Here is a 15,464-nt window from a genome sequence, read left to right as displayed (position 1 = left end):
GAATGCCATGAACTGGTTAAATCTTGAACACCTGCTGCTCGATGAGTCGCCGGACCGCCTGCTGTGCCAGGACCCTGACCTGACCCTCGGCCAGCTACGCCGCCAAGCCCTGTGCGCCGCTGCCGGCCTGCAAGCCCGTGGCATCCGCCATCTGGCCATCCACCTGGAAGACGCAGGCGAACTGGCCATCGCCCTGTTGGCCGCCTGGCGCGCCGGGGTCAGTGTGCTGCTGCCCGCCGACCTGCAGGCCGAGACCCGCGAACGCTGGAACCCTCAAGTCGACCTGTGGCTCAGCGAACAGCCGGGCGATACCCGCCTGGGCCAGCTGTACGACGCCGAACCCTTGCCTGCCGCACGGCTCGACCTGGACCAGTGCAGCCTGAGCCTGTGCACTTCCGGCTCCAGCGGCGAGCCCAAGCGCATCGACAAACGGCTGCGCCAACTGGACAACGAAGTCCGGGGCCTGGAGCAACTGTGGGGCGCTGAACTGGGTAACGCCTGCATGATCGGCAGTGTCGCCGCGCAGCACATCTATGGTCTGCTGTTCCGGGTGCTTTGGCCGCTGTGCGCCGGGCGTCAATGGGTTCGGCGGCAGTTGCCGTTCCCGGAGGACCTGCAACGCGCCAGCCTGGACTATCCGGCCTTCGCCTGGGTCGCCAGCCCGGCGCTGCTCAAGCGCATGGGGGACAACCTCGACTGGCCAGCGCTGAGCAAGGTACGCCGGGTGTTCTCATCCGGTGGCGCGCTGCCCGCAGACGCCGCGCTCAGCCTGCAACAGCGTCTGGGCCAGTGGCCGTGCGAGATCTTCGGCAGCTCAGAAACCGGCGGTATTGCCTGGCGCCAGGGCGAAACGCTCTGGCAGGCGTTTGCCGGTGTGCAGTTGACCCAGGACGCTGAGGGCGCGCTGCAAGTCTGCTCGCCTTACCTCGCCCCGGGTCATGTCGAACAGACCGCCGATGCCGCTCGCTTTGAGGCCGATGGCCGCTTCGAACTGCTGGGCCGTCTGGACCGCATCGTCAAACTGGAAGAGAAACGCATCTCGCTGCCGTCGCTGGAACAGGCACTGGTCAATCATGCCTGGATCAGCGAAGCGCGGCTCGGCGTAGTCCGTGAGAACCGTGCCTATCTGGGCGCCCTGGTGGTGCTCAGCGAAAGTGGCTTGCATGCCTTGCGTAATCTGGGCCGCCGCGCCCTGACCGAGACCTTGCGCAACCACCTGACTAATCATTGTGAGGCGCTGGCCTTGCCGCGGCGCTGGCGGCTGCTGCGTCAGTTGCCGCTGAGCGACCAGGGCAAATTGCCTCAGGCACTGGTCGATACCCTGCTGGCCGCACCGCGTGGCAAGGCCCCCGAGGTGCTGGAGCACAAGGCCCAGGACGACGGCCTGCAGATCGAGTTGCAGGTGCCACCGGATCTGGCCTGCTTTACCGGCCATTTCCCACGTACGCCGGTCCTGCCTGGCGTGACCCAGGTCGACTGGGCACTGGAGTTCGGCCAGCGCCTGCTTGAGCTGCCGCCGCGCTTTGCCGGTATGGAAGTGCTCAAGTTCCAGCAACTGGTGCGCCCCGGCGACCGTTTGACCCTGACCCTGCGCTTCGACGCAGCCCGCAGCAAGCTGCATTTCGCCTACCACAACCAGCATCAGGCGCCCTGCTCCAGCGGCCGGATCGTGCTGCAAGACAGCGCCACGGAAACCGCTCATGCATAAGCCCTGTGCGGTGATACCAGTGTTCAACCACGAGCTGGCAGTGCCCAACGTGGTCAAGGCCCTGCGCGCTGCCGGCCTGCCATGCGTGCTGGTCGATGACGCCAGCAGTCAGGCCTGCGCTCAGGTCCTGCAAGCACTGGCCAAGGAAGACGGCGTGCACCTGATTCGTCTGCAGACCAATCAGGGCAAGGGCGGCGCCGTGATGGCCGGCTTTCAGGAGGCGGCGCAACGTGGCTACAGCCACGCCTTGCAGGTCGACGCCGATGGCCAGCATGACCTGAGCGACATCGGACGTTTTCTGGAACTGTCCCGGCAACACCCCAAGGCGCTGATCTGCGGTTATCCACAATATGACCAGAGCGTGCCCAAAGGCCGCTTGTATGCCCGCTACCTGACCCATGTGTGGGTGTGGATCAACACCCTGTCGCTGCAGATCCGCGATTCGATGTGCGGCTTTCGGGTCTACCCGCTGGGGCCGGTGCTGCGCCTGATCGATACGGTGCAACTGGGCCGGCGCATGGATTTCGACACCGAGATTCTGGTCCGTCTGGCATGGCGCCACCAGCCGATGCACTGGCTGCCGACCAAGGTGCATTATCCCGAGGATGGCTTGTCGCACTTTCGCCTTTTTCACGACAACGCACTGATTTCCAAGATGCACACCAAGCTGTTCTTCGGCATGTTAGTGCGGGCGCCGGTGTTGCTATGGCGCAAGGTGCGGCCATGAGCCAGCAACCGAAACGACACTGGGCCGACCGCGAAGAGCGCGGCAGCTTCGCGCTGATGAAGCTCACCGCCTGGGCGGTACGGATACTTGGCCGGCGCCTGCTCAGCCCGGTGCTGTACGGCATTGTGCTGTACTTCTTCATTTTTGGCCGCAGCGCCCGGCACGCCATCGCCGAGTTCCAGCAAAACCTTGCCGACTGGAGCGGCAAGCCTGAACTGCGCCCCAGCCAGTGGCGGGTGTTCCGCCAGTTCATGGCCTTTGCCGAAGCCTTGCTCGACAAGCTCGATGTGTGGAACGGCAAGCTGGGCATCGAACAGATCCGCATCGACGACCCCGCCCTGCTGCGCAATCAACTGCGTGGTCAGCGCGGCCAGATGCTGGTCGGTGCCCACCTGGGTAACCTTGAAGTGTGCCGCGCCCTGGCCGAACTGGGCGAAAAGGTCACCATGAACGTGCTGGTGCACACCAAGCACGCCGAACGCTTCAATCGCCTGTTGGGCGAAGCCGGGGCGACCAATCTGCGGCTGGTCCAGGTCAGTGAACTGGACCCGGCCATCATGCTGCAACTGAGCCAGCGCCTGGACGACGGCGAATGGCTGGCCATTGCGGGCGACCGCGTGCCGTTGCATGGCGGGCGCACCGTGCAGGCTGATTTTCTCGGCAAGCCGGCGGCCTTCCCGCAAGGCCCCTGGCTGCTGGCCGGGCTGCTCAAGTGCCCGGTGAACCTGTTTTTCTGCCTCAAGGACGCCCAGGGCTATCGCGTGGTCCTGGAGCCGTTCACCGAATCGGTCCAGTGGCGGCGCAGCGACCGTGCTCAAGTCATTGCCCACTGGGCTGCCCGCTACGCCGAACGGCTGGCCCACTACTGCCTGCAAGCCCCGCAGCAGTGGTTCAATTTCTATCCTTTCTGGAAGTCCGATGAATCATCCAGCTCATGACCCCGTGACCTTCGGCGCCCTGGCGCTGAGCATCGAACAGGTAGTGGCCGTCGCCAACCGTCAGGCGCCGACCGTGCTGCAAGCCGATGCCCAGTACCGGGCGCGCATCACTCGCGGGGCGCAGTTCCTCGACTCGTTGCTGGACAAGGAAGGCGTGATCTACGGCGTGACCACCGGTTATGGCGACTCTTGCGTGGTGGCTGTGCCCCTGCAGCACGTCGAAGCCCTGCCCCGGCATTTGTATACCTTCCACGGCTGCGGGCTGGGCAAGCTGCTGGACGAACGCGCCACCCGCGCCGTGCTCGCTGCGCGCTTGCAGTCGCTGTGCCACGGCATGTCCGGGGTGCGTATCGAGTTGCTGGAGCGCTTGCAGGCGTTTATCGAACATGACGTGCTGCCGCTGATCCCGGAAGAAGGCTCGGTGGGCGCCAGCGGCGACCTGACCCCGTTGTCTTATGTGGCCGCCACGCTGTCCGGCGAGCGCGAGGTGATGTTCCGCGGCCAGCGTCGCCCGGCGCTTGAGGTGCATCGCGAACTGGGCTGGGAGCCGCTGGTGCTGCGCCCCAAGGAAGCCCTGGCGTTGATGAATGGCACCGCGGTGATGACCGGCCTGGCCTGCCAGGCGTTTGCCCGGGCTGACTACCTGCTGCAACTGGCCACGCGCATCACCGCAATGAACGTCATCGCCCTGCAAGGCAACCCGGAACACTTCGACGAGCGCCTGTTTGCAGCCAAGCCGCACCCAGGCCAGACCCAGGTCGCGGCCTGGCTGCGTCAGGACCTGGCCATCGACGCCCCCACCGCGCCGCTGCACCGCCTGCAAGACCGTTACTCGCTGCGCTGCGCGCCGCATGTGCTTGGCGTGTTGGCCGACAGCCTGGGCTGGTTGCGCTCGTTCATCGAGACCGAACTCAACAGCGCCAACGACAACCCGATCATCGACGGCGACCACGAGCGGGTGCTGCACGGCGGGCACTTCTACGGTGGCCATATCGCCTTTGCCATGGACAGCCTGAAAAACCTGGTGGCCAACGTCGCCGACCTGCTCGACCGGCAACTGGCCCTGCTGGTCGACGTGCGTTACAACCACGGCCTGCCGAGCAACCTGTCCGGCGCCAGTGCCGAACGGGCGATGATCAACCACGGCTTCAAGGCCGTGCAGATCGGCGCCAGTGCCTGGACTGCCGAAGCGCTGAAAAACACCCTGCCGGCCAGCGTGTTCTCGCGCTCCACCGAGTGCCATAACCAGGACAAGGTGAGCATGGGCACCATTGCTGCACGTGATGCTATCCGGGTATTGGAACTCACCGAGCAGGTCGCAGCAGCGACCCTGCTGGCGGCCAATCAGGGCCTGTGGCTGCGCAGCCGCGAAGCCGACGCCAGGCCGCTGCCGGCAGCGCTGGCCAGCATGCATGCGCAGCTTGGCGAAGAATTCCCGCCGGTCATCGACGACCGGGGTCTGGAAGGCGAATTGCGCCTGTGCCTGCAACGCATCAGCGAGCGCCACTGGAGGCTGCATGCGCAGTAAAGGACTGATCGACGTCGACACTGAAGTGGTGGTGCCGTTTTTCGATGTCGACATGATGAACATCGTCTGGCACGGCCACTACGTCAAATACCTCGAAGTGGCGCGCTGTGCGTTGCTCGATCATATCGGCCACAACTACACCAGGATGCTCGAATCCGGCTACGGCTGGCCGGTCATTGATATGCAATTGCGCTACATGCGCGGCGCGGTGTTCGGCCAGAAACTGATCGTGCGCGCCAGCCTGGTGGAATGGGAAAACCGCCTGAAGATCAACTACCTGATCAGCGATGCCAGCACCGGTGAGCGCATGACCCGCGCCAGCACCGTACAGGTTGCGGTGGCCGTCGACAGCCGCGAGATGCAGTTGGCCTCGCCCAAGGCTTTCACCGACGCCGTACAAAAGGCGCTGGCAAACGAGGGCCGGGTATGAAACGTCTATTCGCCACACTGATGCTGATGTGCCTGGCTGCACAGACCTGGGCCTTCGACCTGCAACAACTGAGCGAGCAGTTGTCCCGGCCTGCGGCCATCGAGGGGCGGTTTATCCAGGAAAAACACCTGCGCGCCCTGCCCCAGCCGCTGACCAGCACCGGGCGTTTTGTCCTGGCCCGTGACTTCGGCCTGCTGTGGCTGCTCGAAACACCGCTCAAGCAGGATTACCGCATCACCGCCAACGGTATCGCCCGCCGCGAGGCGCAGGGCTGGCAGATGCTGCCGAACAAGAGTGCCGGCGCCGAGCACAACCGTCTGTTCCTGGCGGTGCTGCAAGGTGACAGCAGCGGATTGCAGCGTGATTTCGAACTGCAACTCAGCGGTGATGCACAGGACTGGAAACTGACCCTGCTGCCACGCTCACTGTTGCTGCAACAGATCTTTCGCCAGATCAATATCGACGGCGGCGAACTGGTCAGGCAGATCGAACTGCTCGAAGCCCAGGGCGACCGCACGGTGCTGAAAATGATCGACAGCCATAGCGTTCCGGCGCTGAGCGATACCCAGCGTGCTGATTTCAAATCCTGAGCGGCGCCTGCCGCGCCTGTTCCTGCTGATCCTGCTCGGCGTGCTGGCACTGGCCGGCTGGCAGTGGCGTGATGGCGCGCCGCTGTCGGCCAACCTCATGGAACTGGTGCCGGGCGGACGTCCTGATCCGCTGGAGCTGCGCGCCGAGCAGCGCATGCAGGAGCCGATGAATCGCGAAATGCTGGTGCTGGTCGGCCACCCCGAGCGCCAGCAAGCCATTGAACTGACCAAGCAACTGGCCGCGCAGTGGCAGGCCAGCGGGCTGTTCGAAAAGGTCCAATGGAACCTGCAGGCTGACCTGCCGGCCATCCGCGAACAATTGCTCGCCGGCCGGCTAGCCATGCTCCCGGCGGCGGACCGCACACTGCTGATCGAACAACCCGAGGCGTTCATCCAGCAACGCCTGCAAAGCCTGTTTGACCCCTTTGCCGGTTTCAGCCTGGTACCGAGTCAGGACGACTGGCTGGGCCTGACCGGACGCATCCAGAGCAACCTGCCGCGCACCGGCAGCGTCGAACCGGACCTGGCCAGCGGTGCGCTGCTGGCCCAGGCCGACGGCAAGCAATGGGTGTTGCTGCGGGTACGCACCCCAGGCGATGCGTTTGACATGCAGTTGCCGGGGCAGGTCGCCGGCCTGTTGAGCCTGGCCCGTGAACAGGCCGCCCAGGCCGGCGGGCAGTTACTGGCGGCCAGCGGGCTGCTGTATGCCGCGGCGGGTCAGCAACAAGCCAAACAGGAAATCAGCTGGGTCGGCGGTGGCGCCACGGCAGGCATCCTGCTGTTGCTGCTATTGGCTTTTCGCCGCTGGCGCGTGCTGCTGGCGTTCGTCCCGGTGCTGGTCGGCATGCTGTTCGGCAGCGTCGCCTGCGTACTGCTGTTCGGCAAGATGCACGTCATGACCCTGGTACTGGGTTCGAGCCTGATCGGCGTCGCCGTCGATTATCCGCTGCACTACCTGTCCAAGAGCTGGAGCCTCAAGCCCTGGCGTGCCTGGCCGGCCTTGCGCCTGACCCTGCCGGGGCTGACCCTGAGCCTGATCACCAGTTGTATCGGCTATCTGGCGCTGGCCTGGACACCCTTTCCTGCCTTGACTCAGATCGCTGCGTTTTCCGCCGCTGGCCTGATCGGCGCTTACCTGGCGGCGGTGTGCCTGCTGCCGGCGCTGCTGGCCAAAACTGAGCTGCGCCCGGCGCAGTGGCCGCTGACGCTGGCGCAACGCCTGCTGGATATACGCAGCGCCTTGCTGCGCCGGGTCAACACACCGCTGTTGCTGGTTGCGCTGTTGGCGTTCTGCGCCGCGGGCCTGTGGCAACTGACCACCCGCAACGACATTCGCCAATGGGTTTCCGCCCCCCAGGCGCTGACCGACGAAGCGCAAAGCATTGCGCGGATTACCGGTTATCAGCCGACCAGCCAGTTCTTCCTGATTCGCGGCCGCGACGAGCAGCAATTGCTGGAGCGCCAGAACGCCCTGACCCAACGCCTCGACGCGTTGATCGGCAGCGGCAAACTGCGCGGTTACATGGCGATCAACCAATTGCTGGCCTCACCGGAAGACCAAAAGGCGCTGCATGCCGCCTTGCCGCAACTGGCGCAGCACTGGCAAGCGCTGCTGGCGCTCGGGGTGTCCAGCGAAACCCTGCAGGCCGAACTGGCTGAACTCCAGGCACTGCCCGTCCAGCCCATCGACCAGGCTCTGGCCGGGCCGCTGAGCGAAGCCTGGCGGCCACTCTGGCTGGGCCGTAACAACGAGGGCGTGGCGGCTATCGTCAGCCTGCAAGGGCTGGGCAACCCGGCCCTGTTGCAGGCTCAGGCCGAAGGGCTGCCAGGCGTGCATCTGGTTGACCGCCTGGGGGCACTCAATGCGGTGTTCGCCCAGACCCAGATCAGCGCCGCCGAACTCAAACTGCTGTCGTGCATCCTGATCATTGCCCTGTTGATCGCCCCCTTCGGTTTCGGCGGCGCAGTACGCATCGTGACCCTGCCACTGCTGGCCGCCTTGTGCAGCCTGGCAAGCCTCGGCTGGCTGGGTCAGCCGCTGACCCTGTTTAGCCTGTTCGGCCTGCTGCTGGTCACCGCGATCAGCGTCGATTACGCGATTCTCATGCGTGAGCAGGTCGGTGGGGCGGCGGTCAGTCTGCTCGGCACCTTGCTGGCGGCCATCACCACCTGGTTGTCGTTCGGCCTGCTGGCGCTGTCGCAGACCCCGGCGATCAGCAACTTCGGGCTGTCGGTGAGCCTTGGGCTGGTCTTCAGTTTTCTGCTCGCGCCGTGGGCAAGCCCCCGCCATGCCCCGGATCATCAGGAGCTGCAATCATGCTGATTCTGCTGTTCTGGCTCATGGCCCTGCTGGCGTTTGCCGGCGCGACCTGGCTGGGCAAGCGGCTGGGACTGATACCGATCGTCAGTCAGCTGTTGCTGGCAACCTTCGGCCTGCCGCTGTTGATGTTGTTGTGGGTCGAGCCGCACTGGCAACTGAGCGGCGCCCAACTGATCGAACCGGTATGGCTCAAGACCCTCTATGGCCTGGCCTTCGCCCTGGTGCTGGGGCATATCCTCAGTGATGTGGTCGACGTCGCGCTGGACCGGCAAAGCCTCAAGGTGGCGCTGCCGAGCTTTGTAGTGCCGTTCATCTGTGGGGTAGCCTGCGCAGTGTGGCTGCTGCCCGAGCAGCGCTGGATCAGCGATCTTGCGGTGGGGCTGGTGTTCGCCATTACCGCCATTCCGGTGTTGTACCTGTACCTGAACCACATCAACTACCCGCCAGCTGCCACCCGCCGGCTGGTGCAGGCCGCGATTCTCATCGACCTGGCCTGCTGGAGCCTGTTCGCCCTGGCCCAAGGCAGCCTGCACCTGAGCAGCCTGTTGCTGCCGCTGCTGATGGCTTGCACACCCCTGCTGCTGCGCCTGCTGGGCATTCGCCAGCCGCTGGTCTACAGCCTGGGCTTTTTCGCTCTGCTGGTACTGGCCGAGCACTACAAACTCAACGCGCTGGTTTTCGGCATCGGTTACCTGATGTGCATGAGCCGCCTCAAGCAAGCCTGGGTCCTGCCGATCAAACCCGCTGTGCTGGCCCTGCTGCAAAATTACCTGGCCGTGCCGTTGCTGCTGACCTTCGGTCTGGTACAGATCAATGTGCATAGCGCCATGGGCGAACTGGACGGCCTGCTACTGACGGCGCTGATTGGGGTGCCGATTGTCGCCAAGCTGCTCGGCAACTGGCTGGGGCTGCGCTGGGCACCGCCTTCGTACCCCGGCGCCAGCCGCTGGCGCGAATGCGTGCTGCTGAATATTCGTGGCCTGAGCGAGATCGTGTTTCTCAACATGCTGCTGCAACAGCAACTGATCAGTCAGGCGTTGTACCTGGCGCTGATGCTGATGAGCCTGCTGGCCACGCTGATGCCCGCCTTGGCGGGCCTGGGCCGCAAGAACCTTTCATTCGCCACTGCCACCGACAAACCGGTAAGGAATCGCTGTGCCAATCACTGATATGCAAAGCCGCACGGTCGTGGTCATCGGTGCAGGCCCGGCCGGCGCGATTGCCGCCGCCCTGCTCAAACGCAAGGGCCACGACGTACTGATCATCGAGCGCCAGGCATTTCCGCGGTTCTCCATCGGCGAGAGCCTGCTGTCGCACTGCCTGGATTTCGTCGAAGAAGCCGGCATGCTCGACGCCGTGCAGGCCGCAGGTTTTCAGTTCAAGAACGGCGCCGCGTTTGCCTGTGGCGATCAGTACTCGGCGTTCGATTTTGGCGAGGGTTTCAGCCAGGGCAAACCGAGCACCTTCCAGGTGCAACGCGCCGACTTCGACCAGTTGCTGGCCGACCAGGCCGCCCTGCAGGGTGTGGAAATCCGCTATCTGCAAGAAATCGTCAGCGCCGACTTCAACGCCGCCCAACCGGTGCTGCAAGTGCGCCGCGAGGATGGCAGCCAGTACGCGCTGCAGGCCGGTTTCGTCCTCGATGCCAGCGGTTACGGGCGGGTGCTGCCGCGCCTGCTGGACCTGGAGGCGCCGTCGGACTTCCCCCTGCGCCGTGCGGTGTTCACCCATGTCGAGGACCATATCCAGAGCCCGCCCTTCGACCGCAACAAGATTCTGGTCAGCGTCCACCCCGAGCACCGCGACGTGTGGTTCTGGACCATCCCGTTCAGCAACGGCCGCTGCTCCCAGGGCGTGGTGGCCAGCGCCGAGCGCTTCAAAGACAAACCCGAAGACCTCGATGCCTGCCTGCGCGCCTTCATCGATGAAACCCCGAGCCTGCGCAATACCCTCAAAGACGCTGTATGGGATACCCCGGCGCGGACCATCGGCGGCTATGCAGCCAACGTCAAGACCCTGCACGGGCCGGGGTTTGCCTTGCTCGGCAATGCCGCCGAGTTCCTCGACCCGGTGTTTTCTTCGGGCGTAACCATTGCCATGCGTTCCGCGAGCATGGCCGCCAACCTGCTCGATCAGCAGTTGCGTGGCGAGCAGGTCGACTGGGAAAACGACTTCGCCATACCGCTCAAGCGTGGGGTGGATACCTTCCGCGCCTACGTCGAAGGCTGGTACGACGGCAGCTTCCAGGACGTGATTTTCTTCAAAGACTCGCAACCGGAAATCCGCGCGATGATCAGCTCGATTCTCGCCGGCTACGCCTGGGACCTGCGCAATCCGTTTGTCAGCGAACCCAAACGGCGGCTGCGCATGCTTACCGAGATTTGCGCAGGTGAGGCGTCATGAACAGCCGGTTCCTGAGCGACAGTTACGTCGAAGAAACCCGTTTCGGCTTCTGGTTTCTGCGCAGCCACACCTGGCAGCACCATGTGTTGCGCGTAGCAATCAATGACCTGCGCGGGCTGTTCGACACGCCGCTGCCCACGGATGCTGTGTTGCTCGACGCCGGTTGCGGCCAGGGCAAGTCATTCCGTTATTTGCAGCAAACCTTCCAGCCGGCGCGGATCATCGGTCTGGACGCTGACCCGCACAGCCTGGAACTGAGCCGCCAGGAAGCAGCCCGCCTGGGTCTGGAGGTCGAGTTGATCGGCAGCGACTGCGCGGTGTTGCAGTTGCCCGATGCCAGTGTCGATTTGCTGTTCTGCCACCAGACCTTTCACCATCTGGTCGAGCAAGAGCAAGCACTGGCCGAGTTCTACCGGGTGCTCAAGCCCGGCGGCTATCTGCTGTTTGCCGAGTCCACCGAGGCGTATATCGACACCTGGGTAATCCGCTGGCTGTTCCGCCACCCGATGCATGTGCAGAAAAGCGCCGCCCAGTACCTCGACATGCTGCGTAAGCAGGGCTTCGAGTTCAGCGCGGGCAATGTCTCCTACCCGTACTTGTGGTGGAGTCGCGCCAAGGACTTTGGCCTGCTGGAGCGTTTGAAGCTGTGTAAACCCAAGCCGTTTGGCCAGCGTGAAGAGACCCTGGTCAATGCCGTGGTGCGCAAGCCTCTGCCGGATACGACGCAATGATCCGTATTTTGATCCTGACCCTGTTGCTGCTCGGCGGCTGCGCCAGTCAGGCGCCGTTGCCGGTCGGGACCCCGGACCTGCAACTGCCCCGGCAACTGCATGTGCAGCGCGTCCAGGCCGGGCAAAGCCAGGACTGGTTGCTGATCATCCAGCAAGAGAGCGGCGGCCTGCGCTGGTCGATGATGGACCCGCTGGGTATTCCCCAGGCCCGCCAGCGCCTGATCGACGGCCAATGGCAGGCTGACGGCCTGTTGCCGCCCAATCCCGAAGCCCGCGAATTGTTCGCCGCTTTACTGTTCGCCATGACCCCGGAGCATGAGCTGCCGGCACGCTACCCAAGTGCCCGGCAGCAAGGCACACTGCGCCGCCTGGATTCGCGCTGGCAGGTCGAATTCCGCTCGCCTGAGGTGTTCAGCCTGACGCTGGCGCCTGCGCGCGACCAGCCCGTGCACTTCAATATCAGCCCACTCAGTAACGGGACCACACCATGACCGCCTACCTCAACGAGCTGGGCCTGGTCTGCGCACTGGGCAACAACCGCCAGGACGTGGCACGCAAGCTGTTTGCCGGCGACAGCGCCGGGATGGTCTGCGAGTCGGGCTGGATCCCCGGCCACAGCCTGCCGGTGGGCAGCGTCGACCTCGACCTGCCGGTGATTCCCGAGCAGCTCAGCGCCCACAGCCGCAACAATCAGTTGCTGCTGGCGGCCGCCCAACAGATCGAAGACCCGATACGCGCCGCCATCGCCCGCTACGGGGCAGGCCGGGTTGGGGTGATCCTCGGCACCAGCACCTCAGGCATCGACGAGGCCAGCCGCAGCATGGGCAGTTGGCTGCGCGACAAGAGCTTTCCTGAACACTACGACTACCGCCAGCAGGAACTCGGCGCACCGGCCAGCTTCCTCGCGCAGTGGCTTGGCCTCAGCGGTCCGGCCTATGTGATTTCAACGGCCTGCACGTCCAGTGCCCGAGCCTTGCTCAGCGCTCGCCGCGCGCTGGACATGGGGCTGTGCGACGCAGTGTTGTGCGGCGGTGTCGACAGCCTGTGCAAGCTGACCCTCAACGGCTTCCACGCCCTTGAAGCGGTGTCTGCGCAGCGCTGCAATCCGTTCTCGCGCAACCGCGATGGCATCAACATAGGCGAAGCTGCGGTGCTGTTTCTAATGACCCGCCAGGCCAGCCAGAGCCACAGCATTGCCTTGCTCGGTGCCGGCGCCAGCAGCGATGCACACCATATCTCGGCCCCCGAGCCAAGCGGTCGCGGCGCCCGCGAGTCAATGCAACGCGCGCTGGACAAGGCCGGCCTGCAGGCCGGGCAAATCAGCTACCTGAACCTGCATGGCACCGCCACCCAGCACAACGACGCAATGGAGAGTCTGGCGGTACACGCGCTGTTTCCCGATGGCGTACCCTGCTCGTCGACCAAACCCTTGAGCGGCCACACGCTCGGTGCGGCCGGCGCCCTGGAAGCGGCGTTCTGCTGGCTGAGCCTGGCCCAGGACAATACCGATTCCGCGCTACCGCCGCATGTCTGGGACGGCCAGGCCGACCCGCAACTGCCAGTGCTGCACTGGACCACCGCCAACTCGCGCCTGAGTCGTGCAACACCGCGCTACCTGATGAGCAACTCGTTTGCCTTCGGGGGCAATAACATCAGCCTGATTATCGGAGACGCGCCATGATCGACTGGCCGATCGCCGAACTGGTGCCGCACGCTGCTGACATGATTCTTATCGATCAGGTGCTGGCCTTCGACGACGAAACCATCCAGACCCGCCTGACGGTTCGCCCCGATGGCCCCTTCAATCGCCCTGACGGCAGCCTGCCGGCATGGATCGGCATCGAACTGATGGCCCAGAGCGTGGCGGCGTTTGCCGGCTGCCAGGCGCGCTTGCGCGGCGAGCCGGTGCAACTGGGTTTTCTGCTCGGCACCCGCAAGTACGAATGCAACGTCGAACACTTCCCCCATGGTAGCGAACTGACCATCCACGCCCGGCGTTCATTGCAGGACGACAGTGGCATGGGTGTGTTCGAATGCACCTTGAGCGGCCCGGACATCGAAGTGTTTGCCCGCCTCAATGTCTATTGCCCACCCAACGCTGCCGACTATCTGGCCGAAGGAGCCGTTAATGACTGACACGATTCTGGTCACCGGTTCAAGCCGCGGCATCGGCCGGGCCATCGCCCTGCGCCTGGCAAGGTCTGGTTACGACCTGGTGCTGCATTGCCGTAGCGGCCGGGCCGAGGCCGACGCGGTCCAGGCCGAAATTCACGCTCTGGGCCGTCAGGCGCGGGTGCTGCAGTTCGATGTGTCCGACCGAGCCGCCTGCAAGACCCTGCTTGAGCAGGACGTGGAAACCCATGGCGCTTATTACGGCGTGGTACTCAACGCCGGGCTGACCCGCGACGGCGCCTTCCCGGCCTTGGGCGATGACGACTGGGACCAGGTGCTGCGCACCAACCTGGACGGCTTCTACAACGTGCTGCACCCGCTGAGCATGCCGATGATCCGCCGCCGCGCCGCCGGCCGGATTGTCTGCATCACCTCGGTGTCCGGGCTGATCGGCAACCGTGGCCAGGTCAACTACAGTGCCTCCAAAGCCGGACTGATCGGCGCCGCCAAGGCGCTGGCCATCGAACTGGCCAAGCGCAAGATCACCGTCAACTGCGTGGCCCCGGGCCTGATCGACACGGCAATGCTGGATGACAACGTGCCCGTCGAAGAACTGCTGAAAATGATCCCCGCACAGCGTATGGGCACCCCGGAAGAAGTCGCCGGCGCGGTGAATTTCCTGATGTCTGCCGAAGCGGCTTACATCACCCGCCAGGTTCTGGCCGTCAACGGAGGCCTGTGCTGATGAAACGCGTGGTCGTCACCGGCATGTCTGGCATCACTTCTCTGGGCAGCGACTGGGACAGCATCGAGGCCAACTTCAGCGCCAACCGCAGCGGCATCCGGCGGATGGACGAGTGGGATCGTTTTAGCGAGCTCAATACCCGGCTGGCCGGGCCTGTGGATAACTTCGAAGTGCCCGCACACTGGACGCGCAAGCAGTTGCGCAGCATGGGTCGGGTCTCGCGGCTGGTGGTCGCCGCGTCCGAGCAAGCCCTGAGCGATGCCGGGTTGCTCAACGACCCGATCATTCGTGACGGGCGCATGGGCACCGCCTGCGGCTCGTCCACCGGCAGTACCGAAGAGATCAAAGCGTTCGGCAACATGCTGCTCAACTCGGTAGCCGATGGCCTGAACGCCAACTCCTATGTACGCATGATGCCGCACACCACAGCGGCGAACATCAGCATCTTCTTCGGCCTTACCGGGCGCCTGATTCCGACCTCCAGCGCCTGCACCAGTGGCAGCCAGGGCATCGGCTACGCCTATGAAGCGATCAAGTTCGGCCGCTTGCCGATGATGCTGGCCGGCGGCGGCGAAGAGCTCTGCCCGACCGAGGCGATGGTGTTTGACGCCCTGTATGCCACCAGCCTGAAGAACGATGCACCGCACACCAGCCCACGGCCCTACGACAGTGGCCGCGACGGCCTGGTCATCGGTGAAGGCGCTGGCATGCTGGTGCTTGAAGAACTGGAACATGCCCTGGCGCGCGGAGCCCGGATTCATGCCGAGATCGTCGGCTTCGGCAGTAATGCCGACGGTGCCCACAGCACCCGCCCCGAACAAGTGACCATGCGCCGGGCCATGGAACTGGCGCTGGAAGATGCCGGCCTGCCAACGGCGGCCATCGGTTACGTCAATGGCCACGGCACCGCCACCGAACAGGGCGATATCGCCGAAACCCTGGCCACCAGCGAACTGTTCGGCGCCAGAATGCCCATCAGTTCACAGAAAAGCTTTCTCGGCCACACATTGGGCGCCTGTGGGGCACTTGAGTCGTGGTTCAGCATCGAAATGCTCAAGCGTGACCGCTACATCCATACCCTGAACCTGGATGCAGTCGATCCGCAGTGTGGCGAACTCGATTACCTCAAAGGTGAACCCCGGGTGATGAGCCACGAGTATGTGATGAATAACAATTTCGCCTTCGGCGGGGTCAACACCTCGTTGATTTTCCGTCGCTGGGCTTGAAACTCG

15 protein-coding genes are annotated in these 15,464 nt (G+C 64.3%); all 15 read left to right on the top strand.

Annotation, left to right across the window (positions count from 1 at the left end; translation table 11 throughout):
• Nucleotides 1-7: 7 nt before the first annotated feature.
• Genes NRB16_RS13270 through NRB16_RS13200 form a run of 15 tightly spaced genes read left to right on the top strand, consistent with a single transcriptional unit; the run spans nt 8 to nt 15,458 of the window.
• Nucleotides 8-1,708: an AMP-binding protein gene (locus NRB16_RS13270; RefSeq protein ID WP_257106293.1), complete on the top strand. Its 1,701-nt coding sequence runs from the start codon at nt 8-10 to the stop codon at nt 1,706-1,708.
• Nucleotides 1,701-2,435, top strand: a complete 735-nt coding sequence (locus tag NRB16_RS13265) for a glycosyltransferase family 2 protein (protein WP_257106292.1) — start codon at nt 1,701-1,703, stop codon at nt 2,433-2,435. Before NRB16_RS13270 ends, NRB16_RS13265 begins: the two co-directional genes overlap by 8 nt.
• Nucleotides 2,432-3,373 (top strand): glycosyl transferase, encoded by a 942-nt coding sequence (locus tag NRB16_RS13260; protein WP_253114264.1) that lies wholly within the window; start codon nt 2,432-2,434, stop codon nt 3,371-3,373. The genes NRB16_RS13265 and NRB16_RS13260 overlap by 4 nt, the downstream gene beginning before the upstream one ends.
• Entirely contained in the window at nt 3,354-4,901 is a 1,548-nt protein-coding gene (hutH, locus tag NRB16_RS13255) for a histidine ammonia-lyase (RefSeq protein ID WP_045486581.1), read from the top strand. Before NRB16_RS13260 ends, hutH begins: the two co-directional genes overlap by 20 nt.
• Complete coding sequence (locus NRB16_RS13250) at nt 4,891-5,331, top strand: thioesterase family protein (protein ID WP_045486578.1); 441 nt, start codon at nt 4,891-4,893, stop codon at nt 5,329-5,331. The genes hutH and NRB16_RS13250 overlap by 11 nt, the downstream gene beginning before the upstream one ends.
• Complete coding sequence (locus NRB16_RS13245; RefSeq protein WP_045486575.1) at nt 5,328-5,921, top strand: outer membrane lipoprotein carrier protein LolA; 594 nt, start codon at nt 5,328-5,330, stop codon at nt 5,919-5,921. The genes NRB16_RS13250 and NRB16_RS13245 overlap by 4 nt, the downstream gene beginning before the upstream one ends.
• The gene (locus NRB16_RS13240) at nt 5,905-8,244 is read left to right on the top strand and encodes an MMPL family transporter (RefSeq protein WP_257106309.1); all 2,340 of its coding nucleotides are present in this window, start codon (nt 5,905-5,907) and stop codon (nt 8,242-8,244) included. Before NRB16_RS13245 ends, NRB16_RS13240 begins: the two co-directional genes overlap by 17 nt.
• Entirely contained in the window at nt 8,238-9,410 is a 1,173-nt protein-coding gene (locus tag NRB16_RS13235) for a sodium:proton antiporter (protein ID WP_257106291.1), read from the top strand. The genes NRB16_RS13240 and NRB16_RS13235 overlap by 7 nt, the downstream gene beginning before the upstream one ends.
• Nucleotides 9,397-10,644 (top strand): NAD(P)/FAD-dependent oxidoreductase, encoded by a 1,248-nt coding sequence (locus tag NRB16_RS13230; protein WP_045486569.1) that lies wholly within the window; start codon nt 9,397-9,399, stop codon nt 10,642-10,644. Before NRB16_RS13235 ends, NRB16_RS13230 begins: the two co-directional genes overlap by 14 nt.
• A complete protein-coding gene (locus NRB16_RS13225; protein WP_257106290.1) occupies nt 10,641-11,375 on the top strand; it encodes a class I SAM-dependent methyltransferase in 735 nt (244 codons plus the stop codon). The genes NRB16_RS13230 and NRB16_RS13225 overlap by 4 nt, the downstream gene beginning before the upstream one ends.
• The gene (locus NRB16_RS13220; protein ID WP_253140275.1) at nt 11,372-11,866 is read left to right on the top strand and encodes a hypothetical protein; all 495 of its coding nucleotides are present in this window, start codon (nt 11,372-11,374) and stop codon (nt 11,864-11,866) included. Before NRB16_RS13225 ends, NRB16_RS13220 begins: the two co-directional genes overlap by 4 nt.
• A complete protein-coding gene (locus NRB16_RS13215; protein ID WP_253140274.1) occupies nt 11,863-13,056 on the top strand; it encodes a beta-ketoacyl-[acyl-carrier-protein] synthase family protein in 1,194 nt (397 codons plus the stop codon). The genes NRB16_RS13220 and NRB16_RS13215 overlap by 4 nt, the downstream gene beginning before the upstream one ends.
• Nucleotides 13,053-13,511, top strand: a complete 459-nt coding sequence (locus NRB16_RS13210) for a hotdog family protein (protein ID WP_045486557.1) — start codon at nt 13,053-13,055, stop codon at nt 13,509-13,511. The genes NRB16_RS13215 and NRB16_RS13210 overlap by 4 nt, the downstream gene beginning before the upstream one ends.
• A complete protein-coding gene (fabG, locus tag NRB16_RS13205; RefSeq protein WP_045486554.1) occupies nt 13,504-14,232 on the top strand; it encodes a 3-oxoacyl-ACP reductase FabG in 729 nt (242 codons plus the stop codon). Before NRB16_RS13210 ends, fabG begins: the two co-directional genes overlap by 8 nt.
• Entirely contained in the window at nt 14,232-15,458 is a 1,227-nt protein-coding gene (locus NRB16_RS13200; protein ID WP_045486551.1) for a beta-ketoacyl-ACP synthase, read from the top strand. The genes fabG and NRB16_RS13200 overlap by 1 nt, the downstream gene beginning before the upstream one ends.
• Nucleotides 15,459-15,464: the final 6 nt, after the last annotated feature.

This window comes from Pseudomonas sp. LJDD11 (assembly GCF_024584215.1).
Taxonomy (GTDB): domain Bacteria; phylum Pseudomonadota; class Gammaproteobacteria; order Pseudomonadales; family Pseudomonadaceae; genus Aquipseudomonas.
This window is presented reverse-complemented; position numbering and strand designations above follow the sequence as displayed.